The sequence below is a fragment of the Nitratiruptor sp. SB155-2 genome (assembly GCF_000010325.1).
Taxonomy (GTDB): domain Bacteria; phylum Campylobacterota; class Campylobacteria; order Campylobacterales; family Nitratiruptoraceae; genus Nitratiruptor.
Window position 1 is genome coordinate 210,587 of sequence record NC_009662.1, and the last position, 17,644, is coordinate 228,230.

At 39.2% G+C, this 17,644-nt stretch carries 21 protein-coding genes and 1 tRNA gene; 12 read left to right on the plus strand and 10 right to left on the minus strand.

From position 1 onward, the window contains the following. Nucleotides 1-34: 34 nt before the first annotated feature. A complete protein-coding gene (locus NIS_RS01125) occupies nucleotides 35-841 on the plus strand; it encodes a CHAD domain-containing protein (protein WP_012081582.1) in 807 nt (268 codons plus the stop codon). Here the strand turns inward: NIS_RS01125 and mutY are convergent. Both mutY and NIS_RS01135 read right to left on the minus strand, forming a co-directional pair. Beyond that, nucleotides 816-1,748, minus strand: coding sequence for an A/G-specific adenine glycosylase (gene mutY / locus NIS_RS01130; RefSeq protein WP_012081583.1), 933 nt, complete (start codon nucleotides 1,746-1,748; stop codon nucleotides 816-818). The genes NIS_RS01125 and mutY overlap by 26 nt on opposite strands. Nucleotides 1,749-1,753: 5 nt before the next feature. Then, the gene (locus NIS_RS01135) at nucleotides 1,754-2,578 is read right to left on the minus strand and encodes a zinc-dependent peptidase (RefSeq protein ID WP_012081584.1); all 825 of its coding nucleotides are present in this window, start codon (nucleotides 2,576-2,578) and stop codon (nucleotides 1,754-1,756) included. A 47-nt stretch (nucleotides 2,579-2,625) separates the two neighbouring features. Here NIS_RS01135 and NIS_RS01140 point away from each other — a divergent pair, with 47 nt between their 5' ends. Further along, nucleotides 2,626-3,060 carry a DUF2267 domain-containing protein gene (locus NIS_RS01140; RefSeq protein WP_012081585.1) on the plus strand — a complete coding sequence of 145 codons (435 nt, stop codon included), beginning with the start codon at nucleotides 2,626-2,628 and terminating at the stop codon, nucleotides 3,058-3,060. 3 nt (nucleotides 3,061-3,063) lie between these two features. Here the strand turns inward: NIS_RS01140 and NIS_RS01145 are convergent, their stop codons facing one another. The 5 genes from NIS_RS01145 to dnaG form a co-directional block, all read right to left on the minus strand. After that, nucleotides 3,064-5,700 (minus strand): bacteriohemerythrin, encoded by a 2,637-nt coding sequence (locus NIS_RS01145; RefSeq protein WP_012081586.1) that lies wholly within the window; start codon nucleotides 5,698-5,700, stop codon nucleotides 3,064-3,066. A 114-nt stretch (nucleotides 5,701-5,814) separates the two neighbouring features. Continuing rightward, a tRNA-Ala gene (locus NIS_RS01150) sits at nucleotides 5,815-5,890 on the minus strand. A 36-nt stretch (nucleotides 5,891-5,926) separates the two neighbouring features. After that, nucleotides 5,927-6,289 (minus strand): diacylglycerol kinase, encoded by a 363-nt coding sequence (locus NIS_RS01155; protein ID WP_012081587.1) that lies wholly within the window; start codon nucleotides 6,287-6,289, stop codon nucleotides 5,927-5,929. Further along, on the minus strand, nucleotides 6,286-7,275 hold the full coding sequence (locus NIS_RS01160) for a 7-cyano-7-deazaguanine synthase (protein ID WP_012081588.1): 990 nt from the start codon (nucleotides 7,273-7,275) through the stop codon (nucleotides 6,286-6,288). Before NIS_RS01160 ends, NIS_RS01155 begins: the two co-directional genes overlap by 4 nt. Beyond that, nucleotides 7,268-8,899: a DNA primase gene (dnaG, locus tag NIS_RS01165; RefSeq protein ID WP_041353952.1), complete on the minus strand. Its 1,632-nt coding sequence runs from the start codon at nucleotides 8,897-8,899 to the stop codon at nucleotides 7,268-7,270. The genes NIS_RS01160 and dnaG overlap by 8 nt, the downstream gene beginning before the upstream one ends. A 37-nt stretch (nucleotides 8,900-8,936) precedes the next feature. Between dnaG and NIS_RS01170 the strand changes: the two genes are divergently transcribed. The 5 genes from NIS_RS01170 to NIS_RS01190 all read left to right on the plus strand — a co-directional run bounded on the left by NIS_RS01170 (nucleotide 8,937) and on the right by NIS_RS01190 (nucleotide 12,381). Further along, on the plus strand, nucleotides 8,937-9,926 hold the full coding sequence (locus NIS_RS01170; protein WP_012081590.1) for a tetratricopeptide repeat protein: 990 nt from the start codon (nucleotides 8,937-8,939) through the stop codon (nucleotides 9,924-9,926). After that, on the plus strand, nucleotides 9,904-10,329 hold the full coding sequence (gene rnhA / locus NIS_RS01175) for a ribonuclease HI (RefSeq protein ID WP_012081591.1): 426 nt from the start codon (nucleotides 9,904-9,906) through the stop codon (nucleotides 10,327-10,329). Before NIS_RS01170 ends, rnhA begins: the two co-directional genes overlap by 23 nt. Nucleotides 10,330-10,398: 69 nt before the next feature. After that, on the plus strand, nucleotides 10,399-11,079 hold the full coding sequence (gene rnc, locus NIS_RS01180; protein ID WP_012081592.1) for a ribonuclease III: 681 nt from the start codon (nucleotides 10,399-10,401) through the stop codon (nucleotides 11,077-11,079). Then, nucleotides 11,072-12,145: a chorismate synthase gene (gene aroC, locus NIS_RS01185; RefSeq protein ID WP_012081593.1), complete on the plus strand. Its 1,074-nt coding sequence runs from the start codon at nucleotides 11,072-11,074 to the stop codon at nucleotides 12,143-12,145. Before rnc ends, aroC begins: the two co-directional genes overlap by 8 nt. A gap of 26 nt (nucleotides 12,146-12,171) precedes the next feature. Further along, nucleotides 12,172-12,381: a putative motility protein gene (locus NIS_RS01190; RefSeq protein ID WP_041353953.1), complete on the plus strand. Its 210-nt coding sequence runs from the start codon at nucleotides 12,172-12,174 to the stop codon at nucleotides 12,379-12,381. Here the strand turns inward: NIS_RS01190 and NIS_RS01195 are convergent. Both NIS_RS01195 and NIS_RS01200 read right to left on the minus strand, forming a co-directional pair. Further along, nucleotides 12,378-13,619: a DUF2130 domain-containing protein gene (locus tag NIS_RS01195; protein ID WP_012081594.1), complete on the minus strand. Its 1,242-nt coding sequence runs from the start codon at nucleotides 13,617-13,619 to the stop codon at nucleotides 12,378-12,380. The genes NIS_RS01190 and NIS_RS01195 overlap by 4 nt on opposite strands. Before the next feature lie 10 nt (nucleotides 13,620-13,629). Continuing rightward, nucleotides 13,630-14,178 carry a ribonuclease HII gene (locus NIS_RS01200; protein ID WP_012081595.1) on the minus strand — a complete coding sequence of 183 codons (549 nt, stop codon included), beginning with the start codon at nucleotides 14,176-14,178 and terminating at the stop codon, nucleotides 13,630-13,632. Between the two features lie 55 nt (nucleotides 14,179-14,233). On the opposite strand from NIS_RS01200, the gene NIS_RS01205 reads away from it, so the two are divergent. Together NIS_RS01205 and NIS_RS01210 are read left to right on the plus strand one after the other, a co-directional pair. After that, the gene (locus NIS_RS01205; protein ID WP_012081596.1) at nucleotides 14,234-14,458 is read left to right on the plus strand and encodes a type II toxin-antitoxin system Phd/YefM family antitoxin; all 225 of its coding nucleotides are present in this window, start codon (nucleotides 14,234-14,236) and stop codon (nucleotides 14,456-14,458) included. Continuing rightward, the gene (locus NIS_RS01210; protein WP_012081597.1) at nucleotides 14,458-14,850 is read left to right on the plus strand and encodes a type II toxin-antitoxin system VapC family toxin; all 393 of its coding nucleotides are present in this window, start codon (nucleotides 14,458-14,460) and stop codon (nucleotides 14,848-14,850) included. The genes NIS_RS01205 and NIS_RS01210 overlap by 1 nt, the downstream gene beginning before the upstream one ends. Nucleotides 14,851-14,945: 95 nt before the next feature. On the opposite strand, the gene NIS_RS01215 is transcribed toward NIS_RS01210, so the two are convergent. Beyond that, on the minus strand, nucleotides 14,946-16,004 hold the full coding sequence (locus NIS_RS01215; RefSeq protein WP_012081598.1) for an ATP-binding protein: 1,059 nt from the start codon (nucleotides 16,002-16,004) through the stop codon (nucleotides 14,946-14,948). A 128-nt stretch (nucleotides 16,005-16,132) separates the two neighbouring features. On the opposite strand from NIS_RS01215, the gene rpsJ reads away from it, so the two are divergent. From rpsJ to rplD, 3 genes are read left to right on the plus strand one after another with little or no spacing between them, the layout of a single operon-like run. Then, nucleotides 16,133-16,444: a 30S ribosomal protein S10 gene (gene rpsJ / locus NIS_RS01220; RefSeq protein ID WP_012081599.1), complete on the plus strand. Its 312-nt coding sequence runs from the start codon at nucleotides 16,133-16,135 to the stop codon at nucleotides 16,442-16,444. Nucleotides 16,445-16,453: 9 nt separating this feature from the next. Further along, nucleotides 16,454-17,032, plus strand: a complete 579-nt coding sequence (gene rplC / locus NIS_RS01225) for a 50S ribosomal protein L3 (protein WP_012081600.1) — start codon at nucleotides 16,454-16,456, stop codon at nucleotides 17,030-17,032. Next, nucleotides 17,029-17,643, plus strand: coding sequence for a 50S ribosomal protein L4 (gene rplD, locus NIS_RS01230; protein WP_012081601.1), 615 nt, complete (start codon nucleotides 17,029-17,031; stop codon nucleotides 17,641-17,643). Before rplC ends, rplD begins: the two co-directional genes overlap by 4 nt. Nucleotide 17,644 lies beyond the last annotated feature (1 nt).

A 17,644-nucleotide genomic window follows, 5' to 3' on the forward strand; every position in this document is an offset into this window, starting at 1 on the left:
TCAAATAAGCTATAATATTTGAAAGGAGTGGGTTATGAAGTTTTGTGCCTTCATCAAAGATATCGGGCTTCACTATATCGATGAAATTGAGCGATACAGTCATTTGGTGATTGATGAGCCACAAGACCCTGAGCATCTCCATCAGCTTCGTGTCTATACGAGACGCTGCCGTTCTATACTGAAAACATTGCAAAGATATTTTGATCAAAACTACATAGAAAGTGCACAAAAGCAGCTTGAAGAGATTACACAGCGAACAAACAGGGCACGGGATTTGGATGTGATGATCGATCTTTTGCAAGAGCACCCCATCCCTAGTGTTATGAAACCATATTTGGATCATATAGTCGACATACTTCACAAAATACGGGACGAAGAGTATGAAAAACTCACTCCCTTTCTTCGACAGATTCCTTCGTATCTGTCAGAAATGAAAAATATTGCATGCAAAAGCGATAAAGAAGCTTTGCGAGCGATCAAGTCAGCTATCAAAAAAAGAAAAAGAAAAATAGAGAAGATGCTTTTTTCAAATACCCAAACTGATTTGCATAAACTCCGTATCGAGTGTAAAAAACTTCGCTATCTGTATGAACTCTATGTTCTAGTCAATCCAAAGAAGAAATCCTCACTCAAAAGATTGAAAAAGATTCAGGATTTTTTGGGCATCATTCACGATAGGGAAATACAGTGCACCCACTTAAGAGATCTTGCTGCAAGGGATTTAGATATTGACGCTCTTTTGGCTTTGGGAAAAGTGATAGGAGATTTGGAGCAGGAAAAAGAGGAGTATCAAGCTAGGTTGAACCTGAAAACAATCAAAGATCTTCTTGAAGATGTTTGATGGCTTTTTTGATGCCTTTTAGAGCGATGGATGCCACTGGATAGGCACTTAGTGCTTGCAGAGGGATCAAGTGCGTATTGGGCGGTCTTTTGTTGAGGAGTGTGAGGGTGGCTTGAATATTGTATTTGGTATAGCTGTGCTTGAATGTTGCAAAAGGCTTTGGAGCAGACTCAATGGCGGGTAGTATAAACATATTTTTATAGAGATTTTTATTGGATCGTTCCATGGCGATATGACCGCTTTGCAAAAAGATGCCAAAATGGATCACTTTTTCCTCTCTTTTTGTTTTTTTCGTTTTTCCAAAAGAGTGTGGAGACTCTTTTCCTGCACACCACTGTTGTATCGGGCATTGATCACATAATGGATTTTTTGGCGTACATAGCAAAGAGCCCAGATCCATGAGGGCTAGATTGTGTTTTTTGGGTTCATTGGTGTTGAGTATCATTTGCGCCTTTTGTTGCACCTCTTTTTCATCCTGCAGAGCAAAAAATCGCATAATGACTCGTTTGATGTTCGTATCGACAACAGCGACTGGCTGGTTGTATGCAAAAGCGCAGATCGCGTTGGCGGTATAGGTACCTATGCCAGGTAGTTTCATCAGCTCTTTTGGTTCTTTTGGAAGAGTGTCTTTGCAAATTTTTGCACATTGTAAAAGATTTCTCGCTCTAGAATAGTATCCCAGTCCACTCCAAAGTGCCAAGACTTCATTTTCGCTGGCTTGTGCAAGGGCTTTGAGTGTTGGGAAGCGTTTTAAAAATTTCGGATAGTACTCACCTTCAACTCTACTGACTTGGGTTTGTTGCAGCATGATTTCGCTAAGATAAATTTTATAGACATCTTGCGTTTGGCGCCAAGGAAGTTCGTGCCGACCATGTTTTTCAAACCATTCCAACAAAACTTTGTGCAATCGTGTTAATTCCATGAGGCAGGATCGAGGTTGTAGTATTCTTTCAAAAGGTTATACAGTTCGGGTTCTTCTTTTTGGAGTTTTTTCGGTTTTTCGAAAAAGTATTCTGTAGCTACCGCAAAAAACTCCGCTTCGTTGGTAGCTGCATAGGGATCGAGAAATCCTTTATGGTGATGTTTAAGCTCTTTTTGAAGTTTTTTGTACTCTTGTGACATGATTTGGGACCATCTGGAGTAGAGTTTTAAAGGAAGGGGAGGTGTTCCGTCTGCCACGCCATCTTCCATATCGAGCTGATGGGCAAATTCGTGCAGTCCCACATTTTTGCCGTCAGTTGGATTCAAATCACCTGCAACCAGATCTTTCCAGCTTAAAACAACTTCTCCTCCTTGCCACGCTTCTCCAAGGAGTATCTGGTTTTGCTCTGTCACAATCCAACCATGCTGAATCTTCTCTTTTTTGAAAACCGCTTCGGGATAGAGAAAGATCGATTTGACATGTTTGTATTCACACCTGTCATGGCCGATTGTCAGCAAGCAGGCATTGGCTGCTATGAGAACCTTTTTGGTTGTGTCTATTTTTATCCCTTTACCGATGAACTCTTTTTCGCGGATAAATGTAAGGATACAGGCTTTCAGTCTCCTTTGCAGCTCCTTTGGCAACTTTTCATATAAAGGGAAATAGCGACGCAAAATGTCGGTATATGGGAATCTGCCAAATCGTTTATGGAGTTTATAGCGTGCATCCGTTACCATAAAGAGGTACATCTGATAGATAAGCACACTCAATAAGATAAGACCGAAAAGAGACAAAAGTAGCAGATAATATTGCATACGTCATTGTATAATAAATCAAAATAGCAAGTCAAAAGGAGGGTGCCATGCATTTCGAAAAGGATGTCCAAAAAACGAAAGAGTTTCTCAAAGATTTTGCACAGGTCGCCTCATTGGAAGATATCCAACAAGCCAACAGGATTGTGCGAGCGGTATTGCGAGTATTGCGAAGACGAGTGGCCCCTCAAGAGTATCTTGATCTGCTAGCTCAGCTTCCTATCTGCATCAAAGCCGAAGGGGTAGAGGGATGGAGATTGAGTGAATTTCCCGATAAGTCTATAAGAAAAGTGAAAAATTTTATCGAAGCAGTGATGAAAGAGGATCGGGGATCCCATAAAGATTTTGGTGACGATCCTGAACGTGCGAAAGCATTGGTCAAAGCCTTTTTTGCCTTTTTGAAGCGTCATATTAGTCCGGGTGAAATAGAAGATCTTGCAGATGAACTCCCTGAAGAGATCAAAAAGTTTGTGCAAGAGGCTTGAATTTTACGAGTAAGAAGCAGTCAGCTTTGCAATATCGTCTATTAAACTGATTAATCTATTGCTGGTGTGATGCATTTTTTCGAGATACTCTTTTATATCTTTATCTGAACCCATCTCTTTGAATGCTTGTGCTTCATATGCCAGCTCATGCAGTTGGTGATGGAGCGGAATTAATCGTTGCAGTTTTTGTTGTATAAGTTTTTTATTTTTAATCTTTGTAACCTCTTGCTGAAATTCTTGCAAATATTTGGAAAGTGCACACGTTTTTTCATCTATTATAGGAAGATCATCACTTTTTCCAGTTAAAAACTCCTCGATCTTCTTTATCCACGCTTTATGCTCCATTTTTGCATACAAAAGTTTCAAAGAATCCTTTTTGGACACACTATCATGATAAAGATAGTTTGTTACTTTGTATTGTGTGATCCATTGAAGAGCATCTTGCAGTTTTTTTGGTTTCGCAATTTCATATCCTTGAATATAATGGATACCTATTTCGTTTAAAGTAGGTATGATATCCGATGTTTCCACCCCAAGAGCTATTACATCTTTTAAAAATGCTTCAGCAACTGCATAGGATCCTTCCAATATGGCAAAATTTTCTATATCCTGGATGGCGTTGATGATTAAACTCTTATCAACTTTGATAAAATCAAACGGAAAATTGATAAAATGGGTCAAGGTGAAATATTCTCCTTTGAAGTTGTCTATTAAAATCTTGATACCATGTTTTTTACATACTTCAAATATATCATGATTGCTGCTTCTATTTTCTCCTAGTCCTTTTTCTTCAATTTCAAAAATAACAAGGTCGCAATGTTCAAATGTACTGAAAATTTCATCGATCATCTCAATAAATTTTTTATGGTAAAAAATATTGCTGTCGATATTTATGGAAATGTATGGGTGAAAGCCGTTGCTTATGAAGCTTTGTAAATCATGCATAGATTGCACAATGACAAATTTATGAAGTTTTAAAAGTGTTTCGAAACTTTTAATATATGATAAAAATGCAGAAGGGACCAAGAGGTCTTTATGATATAAGTTCCACCGTACTAATGCTTCGAAACCGAAAACCGATCCCTGTTTGGTATCGATGATGGGCTGATAATATACAATGAACTCTTTATTTTTCATACCTTTGTCAAAATCAAATTTTGATCGCGTTTCCAAAACTTTATCATCAAAAAAGACATATCGGTTTTTTCCCGTTGTTTTTGCTTTGTACATAGCAATATCGGCTTCTCGTATCAAATGTTCTGCATCTTTGTCTTTATTGTACTCTCTTGGAAAAAAGGTTATCCCTATGCTTGCAGTGGCTTTTAATTGGTGTCCATTTATATCGACCGTTTTTGAAGCGGCCTCTAAAATTCTATAAAATATGCTATCGTTAAAACTTCTCATCTCAATATCTTGTATGATTCCTAAAAACTCGTCTCCACCGATTCTTGCGATTGTATCTTCACCTCGTATCACTTCTTGTAGATTTTTGGCTACTTTTTTTAAAAAGATATCTCCCACCTGGTGACCATATTTGTCATTTATCTCTTTGAAGCCATCAAGATCGATGTACAATACGGCAATCATCGAACCTCTTCTTTTTGCTCGTTCCATTGCGACTTGAAGCCTATCGATTGCTAAGGCTCTGTTGGGAAGACCAGTTAAAGGATCATGGTAGGCAGCATATTCCAGTTTTTTTTCTTGTTTTTTTATCCTACTTATATCTTTGACAAAAAGAATATAGTATTGTAAACCATTGATTGATAAAGGAAAACCACTGATCATAACGGGGAGGAGTGATAGAGACCGGGCATTTTTTATCCAACACTCATTGATAAATTTTTTCCTGTTTATGATTGAGTCTAAAACGGTTTTATTCTTACAAAAATCTATATAATCTTTAAAAAACTGCAAGATATTGATATGATCCAATTCCGATCTTTTCATGCCCGCCATATTCATAAAAGATTCATTGATATCAAAGAGATTATTTTTTTCATCGAATATGATTATCCCATCTAAAGATGAGGAGAAGATATCTTTATAAATTTTTAGATGTTCTTTGAGTTTTTGTTCTTTGTCATATCTATCAAGGAGTTGGATGCTGTTTTTGATATGGGCATTCAATATGGAGAGAATGAGATTGATGAGTCTTTCCCTATCCTCTTTCATTATCGTTTTGCTATATTCTATAGCTTCTGCCTTCTCTTTACCTTCTTGTATGAGCTTGGCAGCGATTCCTAACACTCTATCGTGATTTAAAATATGGTGCGCAAGCCATTGGGCCAAATATTCTAAAAGAGATAGAACATCCCTATTTTGTACACTCTTGTTTTCATATTTTTTGGAAAGGGAATCGATCGTCTCGATGAAACTTTGATGGACTTTTTTATGTGTGCTATATTCTTGATCATCTGGAAAATATTTTTCCCACAACTTCTCTTCGGTAGTGAAATGGTAGATAGTATACTCTTTGAGTCTCCTCAAGATCGATTGTAAATCTTTTGTTTTTCTCTTTTCATCGTCTTCTTCGATTATATTGGAGATTGCATTGAGGATATCTACCAGTTTTTTATGTTGCATATCGATCTCTTCGATACCGATCTCAAAACTTTTATACCAGGGAAAGATTTTGATCATATTATTCCTTATGGCAAGATAAGCCCTTATCTATGTGACAACACAATTGTATCCAAAACCCTTGAGGATTCTTTTTTGAAAAGATATGCGAGTGTGATAAGAGGTAGAGTCTAATGGTGGAGCATACCGGGCTCGAACCGGTGACCTCCACGCTGCCAGCGTGGCGCTCTCCCAGCTGAGCTAATGCCCCGTAAGGGTTGCAATTATATCAAAATTTGCTACAAAATCAAAACAGTTCGAATATGGCTACTGTCACCCAGATGCCAACAGTCAAAAAAAGTGAAAGAAGAACTGCTGCCGCTCCCGCATCTTTGGCAGCTTTTGCCAAAGGGTGATGATTGGGGGAAACGAGGTCGACGACCCGCTCTATCGCACTGTTGAGAAGTTCTGTGATGAGTGGAATGAACAGCGATGTCTGCAAAATAGTTTTCGATAGAAGTGCAATCGGTAAAAGCCAAAAGGTTATGGAAAATAGAAAAAAGAGTATGACTTCTATTTTGAAGCTGGTTTCACTCCGCCAGCACTCGATAAGACCATCAAGTGCATAGCGTGCGTTTTTAAAAAGATGATATTTTGGTTGGTTTCTCATTGGACAAAAAAGCTTTGAGCCTCTTTTTTTGTCTCAAATGGAGAAGTTTTTATGGTGGTTTGGCCTATTTGCACATCATACTCATTTTCAGGTTTTGCTTTTGAGTATGTCAAGGCGATTTTTGCCGCAAGTTCCTTGTCCTCGTTACTAGCCGTTTTAGAAATCAGACTCAAAGGGCCTGGCAATGGTAAAGTGAATTTTTCATATTTGGTCACCTCTATAGCTCCCAATTTCTCATTTTCCTCTTTGTTCCTGCTCACTACCAGTTTTGCTCCCCCAGGAAGTCTGAAGTGTCTGCCCCATTTGAGTACGTCGATATCTTCAAGATCGAATGAGTCATATTTGATATGGTCTCGTATTTTGGTACTAAAATTCTCATCTGTCAGGAGGCATCCACCGCTTGGACTCTCGTAATCTTCTATTCCATATTTTTTGGCAAGCTCCATTTGTACCTCACGGCTTCTTCCGCTGATGCCATATAGCTTCTCTCTATCGACCCATCCTTTTTGCTCTGGAAGAGTAGGCGGAAGGAGTTTAGCGCTTAACGGTCTCAAAATGAGCCCATCTGCCTCTGAGAGATCTTCTACTTTTTTCAGTGCATCAAATCGTTGGCTCATAGGGCGTTGTCCAACTACTTCACCACTTATGACAAAATGAGCATCAAATTTTGGTAGCAGAGCCTTTGCCACTCGGATCATATTGGCATGACAATCGATACAAGGGTTGAAGTGCTTTCCGTAGCCATATTTTGGATCAAAAAGAATATCTTGGATGAACTGTTCCCGGATATTGACTATTTCCAGTTTTGCACCAATTTTTTGGGTAATTTTTTCCAGATACTCTTTTTTCTGTTCTGCGTTTCTGCCGCCAAATCCGGTATCGAAATGAAGACCGATAACATCGACTCCTTGATCAATGATCAATTTCATGGCCAGAAGACTGTCCAGTCCTCCGCTAAAAAGTGCGAGTGCTCGAATTTTACTCAATGATCAACTCCCCCTCTTTTAATCTTTTGATGTTCTCTTTGTATTTTCGAATCAAAAAGCTTTTTTGGTTGAAAGGAAAGTCTCCTTTGACAACCTCTTGAATTTTCTGTTCGTAATATTTTATCAAAAAGACTAATAACTCGCTCCGTATATGCTCTTCTTCGAATACTAAAATATCTTCATTGAGTAAAATCGAGCGTATTTTTGGGTGGTCTACTCTGTTTTGCAAAGTGAGTTCAAACTCTTCTTGATGATAGGTAAAATGGCTGGCATCGATAATATCCAGTATGATGTCTACCGTATGGGGTTTTGTAAGCATCGTTTTTATGATACTAAGCTCTTTGGGATCATGTACCTCCATTGTATAGTTCACATCTTTTTTTTGCTGTGGGTGCAGCACTATTTTAGAGGGTAAGATATTTAGCAATGCCGCTAGATACTCTTTGTACTCTTCTTGCAAAAGAGGTGATAAAGTTTTGAGAAAGTCTATTCCTTCAAAGAGAGCTTTCTCTTTCTCTCTTGGGTTTTTAATGTCATATTTTTGTACGGTTTTTTCAAGAACAAACTCTACAAATGGGATAGGCTTGGCAAAGAGACGCTGCAGTTCTTGAAGTTGAGCTTTTTTTACCATATCGGCAGGATCCTGGTCTTGGGTGAAAATAACTACGCCACCTTCGATATCTGCTTTTGTGAGCATCTTAGAAGCTTTCAAAGCTGCTTCGATACCCGCTCTGTCGCCATCATAGGCAAGAATCACACGCGGCTCTCCTTTTCTAAGAAGCGGCAGATGCGAGGGTGTCAAAGCAGTCCCCAGTGTTGCTACAGCATTTTGAAAACCTGCTTGGTGCAGCATCACTACATCCAGATACCCTTCACAGACGATCAGCTCTTTTTTCTTGTAGATCTCTTGTTTCGCAAGATGGTAGCCATAAAGAATTTTTGATTTGTGAAAAAGTTTCGTTTCTGGAGAGTTGAGATATTTAGCCGGATGATTCGTTATGGTTCTACCCCCAAATCCCACAAGGGCTCCATTTGGTGAATAGATCGGAAAAGTGATACGCTCAACAAGTCTTGCATAGACTCGTCCCGAATCTTGGGAGAGGATACCAGTTTGTATCGCGTCTTGCAAAGGAATGAACTCTTTTTTGAGATATTGGATTTGTGTATTGCCCTCTGGAGCGTAGCCGAGCTCAAATTTTTCGATCGAATTGTTGGCAACCCCTCTTTGTTTGAGGTAATCCAGTGCCTTTTTTTTGGAAAAGAGTTCCTTTTTATAGAGTCTGTTGATGGACTCTAACGCTTTAAAAAGATTGCTGCTGGACTCTTTTGATCCTATTCTTTGCAAAGAGAAATTATACATTCCAGCAAGTTTTTCGATGGCCTCTGGGTAGCTCAGTTTTTCATATTCCATCAAAAATTTGATCGCATCTCCTCCGGCACCACACCCAAAGCAGTGAAAAATCTGTTTGGAAGGACTGACAACAAAACTTGGAGTATCTTCTTGGTGGAAAGGGCAAAGCGCTTTATAGTTGGAACCCGCTTTTTTGAGTTCTATGTAGTTACCGATAACATCAACGATATCGACGATATTTTTGAGCTGTTCTATGGAGTTTTGATCTATCATAGGGGTATTATAGTATAATTCCCACAAAGGAGCTTGCTTGGACTTTTTGGTGGGATACCGCGATCCTCTTTTTGGTCTGATTATCTTTTTTGGTCTTATCTTTATCATCTCTTTTTTCAGCTACGCATGGGGGCTTTTTAAGAGCAAAAAGCAAAAAAATTCGTTAGAGCAGTTTTTTAAGCGGTTTGATGAAAACGCCAAATCGGAGCCTTTGCAGTTTTCAGGAGAAGAGAAAGAGAGAGAGGCTCTCGTACAGCTTGCCAAGGCTTATACAAAAAATGGAGATTTTGAAAAGGCGATAGGAATCTATCTGCAGCTAAAAGAGTCTACCGATGATATCCAAGAAAGAGTGCTCATACTCAAGCAGCTTGCAAAACTTTACTACAAAGCCGGATTTCTGGCCCGAAGTATCGAGATATATGAAGAGATTTTGCGGTATTTTCCAAGATCAGCGGATGTTCTTTTTGAGTTGATGCTGATATATGAGAAGATGAATGATATGCAAAACGCTCTTAAAATCAAAGAAGCACTCGACGAACTCGGTCATACCAGTTCTGATGCCAACTATCTCATGGCTAGAAAATTTATAGTTTCCAATGAAATTGATGATCTTGTGACGCTTTATAAAGAGCATCCTGCTCTTGTGCGAGTTATTTTCACCCATCTTTTCAAAACAGACCCTCAAATGGCTTGGAGCGTATTGGACCCGAAAGATTATGAACAGGTTGTAGATATATTATGGAGACTGGAAAAGGATCAGATTCGAACAGACCATCCTTTTTTGCAAGCGCTCTATACCGCCAAAGGGTATGGAAAATTTACAGAAACAAGTGACATATTCGAGTTCGATGTTTTGATACACTATCCAAAAGCGGATCTTGATTTTGAGTATCTGTGTCCAAAATGCAAAAATATCTTTCCATTTGCCTACAGTCGATGTCCCAATTGCCAAAGTGTAGAGTCACCGAAAGTGGAATTGATTTTACGACCAAAGGAAGAAAAACGTGAAGAAAGTTTCTCTGTTTAGTGACGGATCGAGCCTTGGAAATCCAGGACCGGGAGGGTACTGTGCTATTTTGCGTTATAAAGACAATGAAAAGATCATCAAAGGAGGTGAACCCCATACAACCAACAACAGAATGGAACTCAAAGCTGTGATAGAAGGTTTGAAGGCTCTTAAAGAGCCCTGTATAGTAACTGTCTATAGTGATTCTAACTATGTGGTTCAGGCGATCAACTCATGGCTTTCAGGATGGATCAAAAAAGATTTTAAAAATGTGAAAAATCCGGATCTTTGGAAGGAATTTATCGAAGTTGCAAAACCGCATCGCATCAAGGCAGTTTGGGTAAAGGGTCACAGTGGTCATGAGGAGAATGAGAGGTGTGACAAAATTGCCAAAGAGATGGCAAAGGAAGCGGGAATTGGATAGAATAACAAAAAAGAGAATGAGAGAAGAAGAAGCCATTCTTTTTCTCTGGTTCTTCTAAAGAGGTGATTGATGAAACAGTTGGAAGAGTTTGAAAAAAAACTCGGTTACAGTTTTGAAGATAAAAAGCTTTTGAAAGAGGCATTGACGCACAAAAGCTATAAGAGTCCTGTGAATAACGAGCGTTTGGAGTTTTTGGGTGATGCTGTTTTGGACCTGGTGGTAGGAGAGTATCTTTTTAAAAAGTTTCCCAAAGCAAACGAAGGAGAGCTTTCGAAACTTCGTGCATCACTAGTCAATGAAGAGGGATTTGCGAAGTTGGCGCAAAAGCTTGATATCGGAAAATATATCTTCATCTCCCAAGCAGAAGAGAATAATCAAGGACGAACAAAACCGAGTCTTCTCTCCAACGCTTTTGAAGCGGTCATGGGCGCTATATATCTCGAAAAAGGACTCGAAAAGGTTCGTGAACTCTCCTTGAAACTTTTGGAAGAAGCCTATCCAAAAATCGACCTTGACTCTTTGTTTAAAGATTTTAAAACCGCGTTGCAGGAATTCACCCAGGCGCATTACGGTATAACTCCTACATACAAGCTTCTTGGCTCAAGCGGGCCGGATCATAAAAAAGAGTTCGAAGTGGCGGTGCTGCTGCATGAAGAGACGATTTCCACTGCAAAAGGACGAAGTAAAAAGGCCGCTCAGCAAGAGGCTGCAAAAGAGGCACTCAAAATCTTGAAGGCACGCAATGAATAGTTTTGGCAAACGACTTATCATGACGACCTTTGGGGAGTCTCACGGAAAAGCTATCGGATGTGTTTTAGATGGCGTACCGGCCGGGCTGGATATAGATGAAACATTTATACAAAATGAGCTGGATCGTAGACGTCCTGGAAAAAGCAAATTCGCCACGGCACGAAAAGAATTAGATGAGGTGCAGATTTTAAGCGGCGTATTTGAAGGGAGAAGTACTGGTACGCCTATTGCGATGGTGATATTCAACAAAGACCAAAAAAGCAGAGATTACTCCAATATCAAAGATATCTTTCGACCAGGTCATGCCGATTTTACCTACTGGCATAAATATGGCATCAGGGATTATCGGGGTGGTGGCAGAAGCAGTGCCAGAGAGACTGCTGCCAGGGTTGCCGCAGGTGCGGTTGCGAAGCTTTTACTCAAAGAGTTTGGCATCGAAGTGGAAGCCGGTGTGTGTGAAGTAGCTGGAATCGAGGCGAAAGAATTTGATTTTGATTATGCAAAAACAAGTGAGATATTCGCACTAGATCCTTATGTTGAAACTTTACAAAAAGAGGCTATTCTAAAAGCCAAGGAGGCGCACGACAGCGTTGGGGGTGCGGTGCTCGTTCGAGCTACCAATCTTCCCGTGGGGCTTGGAGAGCCGATCTACTATAAATTGGATGCGGTACTCGCTGAGGCACTCATGAGTATCAACGCAGCGAAAGCTGTCGATATCGGTTTGGGTCGAGAAGCCAGTAGGTTGTATGGATCCCAAAACAATGACCAGATCACCAAAGAGGGTTTTATTTCCAATAATGCCGGAGGTATATTGGGCGGTATCAGCAACGGTGAGGATGTGATAGCAAAAGTGTGGTTCAAGCCAACGCCCTCTATTTTTCAAAAACAGCGATCCATCGATGTAAACGGCAATGAGGTTGAAGTGGAACTCAAAGGCAGGCACGATCCGTTTGTAGCTGCAAGGGGAAGCGTTGTTGCTGAAGCGATGATGGCTTTGGTCATAGCGGATATGCTTTTACTCAATGCAACAAGCCAGCTCTCTCATCTCAAAAAAGTCTATTTATAAGCCGATAATGAGACAAAGGAGATATTATGAATGTCTCAAGTGTCAATGATATAGCAGCATATTCCATATGGCAAAAACAGCAAAGTGTCAAAAACCACGTAGAAGTTTCTATGCTGAAAAAAGCGATGCAATTGCAGCAAGAAATGATGCAAAAGATGTTAGAGGGTATCCAGCAAACAAGTGGTGCGAAAACACCACCTCCCAATCCAAACGGAACGATTAGCCTGTATGCTTAATCTTCGCTATAAGGAAGTTCTAGTGCTTTGATGTGCGAGATGGCACTGCCGGCGATCCCTTTGATGCTGGCGTACATACTGATTGTATTTTCCAAAACCTTTTCGATCTGTTTTTGACGCTGCTTCCAGATCCTTGCCATTGCCCGTTTTTCTGCTTCAAGATCTTGTTGCATCTGAGTAAAGCCTTCCACAATCGCTTCGATCTGCATGCGAAACTCATCTGAGGTGAGATAGCTATAGAGCATTGCCATCTTCTCTCCTCTGTTTTCCTGGCTTTTTTTGATGAGGGCTATTTTGATGAGATTTTCGCGTAAAATGGCGCTTAGGGCTTTGAACTCTTCAAAACTGCATACCCATACTCCATCCACAAAGCCCATACGATCCATACCTTTTGGCATACTTTGTGTCACGAGCACTCCTATATCGCAACCAATGTTTCGCATATCGGCCTTGAATTTTTCGATCCACTCTTTTTTGAACTCTTTTGCCCTCTTGCTTTCATAATATATTTTGCCGCAGTTTTGCAGCTCCCTTGTATTGACAATCTGGATACAGTCTGCCCCTCTTTGCCCCTTTTTGATCTCTTCGATCGTATCGAATGGAAACTGGTTTTTCAAATACTCTTCAATGGCAAGCTCTTGTACCTCTCCTTGAAGCTGCTGGGAGGTTAGTTCTGCTTTCCTTTTGGCCTCTTCGAGTTGATGTTTGAGATCTTCGAGCTGTTTCTCTTTCTCTTTGAGTTTGAGTTCATTTTCTTGAGCCAACTGTTTCGCAAGCTGCTCTTTCGCCTTGGATAGTTCTTCACTTAACTCTTTTTGGGCTTGCAGCCTGGCCTGCCGGATGGCCTCATCTTTTTGGCGTTTGAGTTTTTCTATCTCTATTTTTGCTTCGTTGAGCTCTTTCACTTGATTGCTTTTCTCTTCCAGCTCTTTTTCAAGGCTCTCTATGATCGATTTTTGCTCATTTTCGAGCCGTTTTTTTATTTCCCTTTCTAGATTTTGCCGCTCTTTTGAAAGAAGCTCTTGAGCCAGTTGGTTTGCTTTTGCTTCCAGTGCCGTCTCTTTTGCTTTGAGAGCCTCTTCCTGGACTTTGAGCTTTGAGAGTTCATTTTTATACTGCTTTCTATGTTCCTCAATCTCTTTTTGCAGCTTTGCTTTGGCTGCTTTTTCTATCTCTTCGTAAAGTGTCTGGTTGATATCGATTACATAGCCGCAATTAGGACATTTGATGGTATGCATGCTCTTCCTTTTAAAAAAGTGTCGGTTGTAAGGCTTTTGGTCGAAAGCTTTTTCGATGAATAGGAGAAAAGCCATATCTTTGTATCGCTTCGATATGCTCCTTCGTTCCATATCCTTTGTGTTTACAAAAGCCATATTCTGGATACTCTTTATCCATTTCACACATGATGCGATCTCGTGTGACCTTAGCCAAAATTGAGGCCGCCATGACCTCTTTTATGGTTTGGTCAGCTTTGATTACGGGTTCGATGTTTTCAACACCGAATTTCGAATTGCCATCGAAAATATAACGCTTTGCATGAAGGGCGCTAATAATCTCTTTGAGTCCTTGGGAGATACAAGCTGAAATACCTATTTGATCAATTGTATCGTTATCGATGATGACGATTGTATATTGTGTGGCGTTGATGATTTTTTCATAAAGCTTCTCTCTTGCTTGAGGCGAGAGTTTTTTGGAGTCATCAAGCTTGTAAACTCTTTGTGTAAAAACAACTCCTGCCATAACTAATGGCCCTGCCAGTGGCCCTCGTCCGGCTTCATCTATACCGCAAATTTGCAATATACACCTCAAAAAGTTTGATATAATAATTATAGTTTAATAAAAAGGATTTGTCATGATAATAGTGGAAGTTGATGATTTGAAAAAAGATATATTGAATATTTTGAAAAGAGTTGAAAAAGGAGAAGAGATAATTATCGAATTTGGTAAAACAAAATTTGCAAAGATTGTTCCTATTAAAAAGCAACGAGAATTTGGCATTTTAAAAGGTCAGGCTAAAATTCCAGAGGATTTTGATAAAGAAGATAGCGAAATAAATAATATGTTTTACGGTAAATAATGAAAATTTTAATCGATACTCATATCTTTTTGTGGCTTTTGTATGAACCTGAAAAACTTTCAATCTCTATTCTGGAAACTTTAGCAAGCGAAGATAATGATCTTTTGTTAAGTTCTATCAGTATAGCTGAAATTTCTATCAAAAAATCTCTTCATAAATTAAATGTTGAATTTGATTTGGATTATGTTTTGGAAAAATTGGATATAAAAACTTTAGATTTTGATGCAGAAAGTGCAATGAAGTTGTATGAGATTCCATATTTTCATAAAGATCCTTTTGACAGGATGCTTATATCACAAGCTTTAGTCCATAATTTGGTTGTTGCAACCGTTGATGAGAAATTTAAATTTTATGAACAACTGGGCTTAATACTACTGAAATCTAATTCTTAATAATCTCATCCACTCCTTCAAAAAACTCACAAATGCTCTAACATTCAAAACTTTGATGATTTTAGCCATGTACAAATTATATATTTATAATATTTTCACTCTTTCCCCACAGCCCATGCATAAAAGGGCAGAATTTCACATGGAATATCCCCAACACTATATCGAAAACTGCTTCCTATAGTTATAACTTCTATTTTTTTAAGGGCTATTTTGTTCCTTTTTAGGATTTGATCAATTTTTTCTTGGATCCTGATTTCATTTCCGAAAGGAATAGGGAGGATTAGCCGCTCTTCATCTGGAATATAAAGACCCATTGGTTCAAGATAGTAAACTTTTTTATCAGCGATTTCCAAAAAGACCATGTTTTCAAAGCTTTTTGGAAACTCTTTTTGCGTAAAGAGTCTTGATTTTATGGTAAAGTCATGAAAAAAGAGCTTTTTAGCACCCCTTGTGGCTCCATATTTATCTATCGCATAAATGTATCCGTTCTTCTGCCACGATTCAAAGAGGGCATAAAATCTATCTTTGGAAATACGATATCGCTCTTTGATGCGATTAAAAAGAAAATAGACAGATGAGGTGTAGCCTTGATAGTAAGCAATCTCTTTAAAAATTTCGAAGTCCTCTTTGAAAGTGAGATAGAGAAGATTTTGAAAATATTTATCCTTTTTGAAGTCGTCAATTTTGGAAAGTTCAGGATAGTTTCCATTTTTTAAAAAATTGTTGAATGCAATTTTAATATCTGTTTTCTTTTCAAAAAGTAGATACTCTTCAAAATCAAGATTATTGAGCTGATAATGTGTGAAACCTTCAATGGAAATATTCTCATGAGATGCAATGATGAGATATTGAGTGTTTGGTAAAGGAATATGATCATTCCAACCATAAAGTACAATAGCTGCAATTGCATTTTTATTGATGAATGATTGAACTGAATCGAGAGTGACACTATTGGCACGGACATCGTCGAAATCAATCCAAAGAACCTCTTTTTGATCAAAATAGGTTCGTATAAAGGATTGTAAGAGTGCATACTTTCCACAAAATTTTGGACCAGTCAAAAGCATTTTTTCTCTAAGCGTTAGATCCAGTTTTCTTGGTAGAAAAGTATGCTTGGTTACGCTGTTTTCATAAAAGTATTCAATCGCTTTCATTTTCCTTCCTAAAAGGAAATAAATTGTAAAAATTATAGCGAAAACTCTTGATTTTCCAAATCGCTTTGTCTATAATGCAAGCTCCGAATTAGGTTGCTTCGGCAACGAGTTCTTTGTGAAAGGCGACAATGGAAAAGATTCGACTTAAGCTTCGTGCTTACGATCACCGGGTTTTAGATAGAAGTGTCTCAGCTATCGTTGAGGCTGTGAAGCGAACGGGAGCAGAGATCAGAGGTCCGATTCCCTTACCTACAAAAATTAGAAGATATACGGTTCTTAGATCACCACATATCAACAAAGATTCAAGAGAACAGTTTGAGATAAGAATTCACTCACGACTTATTGATATCGTTTCGGCAACGCCTGATACAGTCGATTCGTTAATGAAACTCGACTTGGCGCCAGAAGTGGATGTCGAAGTACGGTCAATGGGTGAATAAGGGGAGCAGATGGAATATATCGTAGAAAAAATTGGAATGAGCAGAACCATTTCGGTTCCAAGTGTTCCTGTAACACTTTTAAAGGTAAAAGAAGCAAAAGTTTGTGAACTTTTGGAAGGTGGGAAGGCAATCGTTGCATATTCTCAAGGCAAAAAACGAAACAAAGCGATCGAAGGGCAACAGAAAAAATATGGATTAAGCCCAGAATTTAACAGATTTATAAAATTGAAAGTTACCAATACAGAAGCTGGCGATCTTGATGTGACACCACTCAGTGAAGCGAAAAGAATCAAAACAAGCTTCAACTCAAAAGGTCGAGGTTTCAGCGGTGTTGTAAAACGATGGAATTTCGGTGGTGGTCCAGATAGCCACGGTTCACGATTTCACAGAGCACCAGGTTCTGTGGGTATGTGTGAATGGCCTGGACGAATTATGCCAGGACAAAAGATGCCAGGACAGTACGGAAACAAAAAAGTGACTGTTCAAAATGAAGTTGTTAGTTTTGATCCAGAGAATATGATTTTGGTGGTAAAAGGTTCGATCCCTGGACCTAACGGAGCACTTGGTAAAGTAAGGATTGTGAAATGAGTAAAGCAGTAGTTTTAAATGAAAATTTTGAAAAAGCTAGTGAAGTAGCACTTCCTGAGCATTTTCAAGGAATCAACCCACACAACCTTTATCTCTATGCCAAAGCGTATGCCGCGAATTTGAGAGCAAACAATGCGCATACGAAAAGCAGAGGCGAAGTGAGTGGTGGTGGACGAAAGCCTTGGCAGCAAAAAGGTCGAGGTGGTGCACGAGCCGGATCGATCCGATCACCTTTGTTTGTTGGTGGTGGCGTTGCATTTGGTCCGAAAAACACCAAAAACTACACACAAAAAGTGAACAAAAAGCAAAAAAGAAAAGCGCTTGAATTTGCACTCAATGAAAAAGGTGAACAAGGTGCACTATTTATCGTGGATTCTATTGCAGTAGAGTCTGGAAAAACAAAAGATGCAGCGGCAATAGTAAATAAAATCGGTGCACGAGATGTCTTGGTAGTAAAAGAGAATATCGATGAAAAAACGTTTTTGGCATTTCGAAACCTGCCAAATGCATATTTGATCGAACCGAACGAACTGAATGCGTATCTTGCAGCTGCTTTTAGAGCTGTAGTGATCGAAAGACCAGTTTGGGAAAAAATCGTAAAAGAGGGCTAAG

What these genes read in the sequence shown, in the direction of transcription:
- NIS_RS01125 (WP_012081582.1), top strand. Translation starts at nt 35, where the DNA reads ATGAAGTTTTGTGCCTTCATCAAAGATATCGGGCTTCACTATATCGAT.
- NIS_RS01135 (WP_012081584.1), bottom strand. Translation starts at nt 2,578, where the DNA reads ATGCAATATTATCTGCTACTTTTGTCTCTTTTCGGTCTTATCTTATTG.
- NIS_RS01140 (WP_012081585.1), top strand. Translation starts at nt 2,626, where the DNA reads ATGCATTTCGAAAAGGATGTCCAAAAAACGAAAGAGTTTCTCAAAGAT.
- NIS_RS01145 (WP_012081586.1), bottom strand. Translation starts at nt 5,700, where the DNA reads ATGATCAAAATCTTTCCCTGGTATAAAAGTTTTGAGATCGGTATCGAA.
- NIS_RS01155 (WP_012081587.1), bottom strand. Translation starts at nt 6,289, where the DNA reads ATGAGAAACCAACCAAAATATCATCTTTTTAAAAACGCACGCTATGCA.
- dnaG (WP_041353952.1), bottom strand. Translation starts at nt 8,899, where the DNA reads ATGATAGATCAAAACTCCATAGAACAGCTCAAAAATATCGTCGATATC.
- rnc (WP_012081592.1), top strand. Translation starts at nt 10,399, where the DNA reads ATGAAACAGTTGGAAGAGTTTGAAAAAAAACTCGGTTACAGTTTTGAA.
- aroC (WP_012081593.1), top strand. Translation starts at nt 11,072, where the DNA reads ATGAATAGTTTTGGCAAACGACTTATCATGACGACCTTTGGGGAGTCT.
- NIS_RS01190 (WP_041353953.1), top strand. Translation starts at nt 12,172, where the DNA reads ATGAATGTCTCAAGTGTCAATGATATAGCAGCATATTCCATATGGCAA.
- NIS_RS01195 (WP_012081594.1), bottom strand. Translation starts at nt 13,619, where the DNA reads ATGCATACCATCAAATGTCCTAATTGCGGCTATGTAATCGATATCAAC.
- NIS_RS01205 (WP_012081596.1), top strand. Translation starts at nt 14,234, where the DNA reads ATGATAATAGTGGAAGTTGATGATTTGAAAAAAGATATATTGAATATT.
- NIS_RS01210 (WP_012081597.1), top strand. Translation starts at nt 14,458, where the DNA reads ATGAAAATTTTAATCGATACTCATATCTTTTTGTGGCTTTTGTATGAA.
- NIS_RS01215 (WP_012081598.1), bottom strand. Translation starts at nt 16,004, where the DNA reads ATGAAAGCGATTGAATACTTTTATGAAAACAGCGTAACCAAGCATACT.
- rpsJ (WP_012081599.1), top strand. Translation starts at nt 16,133, where the DNA reads ATGGAAAAGATTCGACTTAAGCTTCGTGCTTACGATCACCGGGTTTTA.
- rplC (WP_012081600.1), top strand. Translation starts at nt 16,454, where the DNA reads ATGGAATATATCGTAGAAAAAATTGGAATGAGCAGAACCATTTCGGTT.
- rplD (WP_012081601.1), top strand. Translation starts at nt 17,029, where the DNA reads ATGAGTAAAGCAGTAGTTTTAAATGAAAATTTTGAAAAAGCTAGTGAA.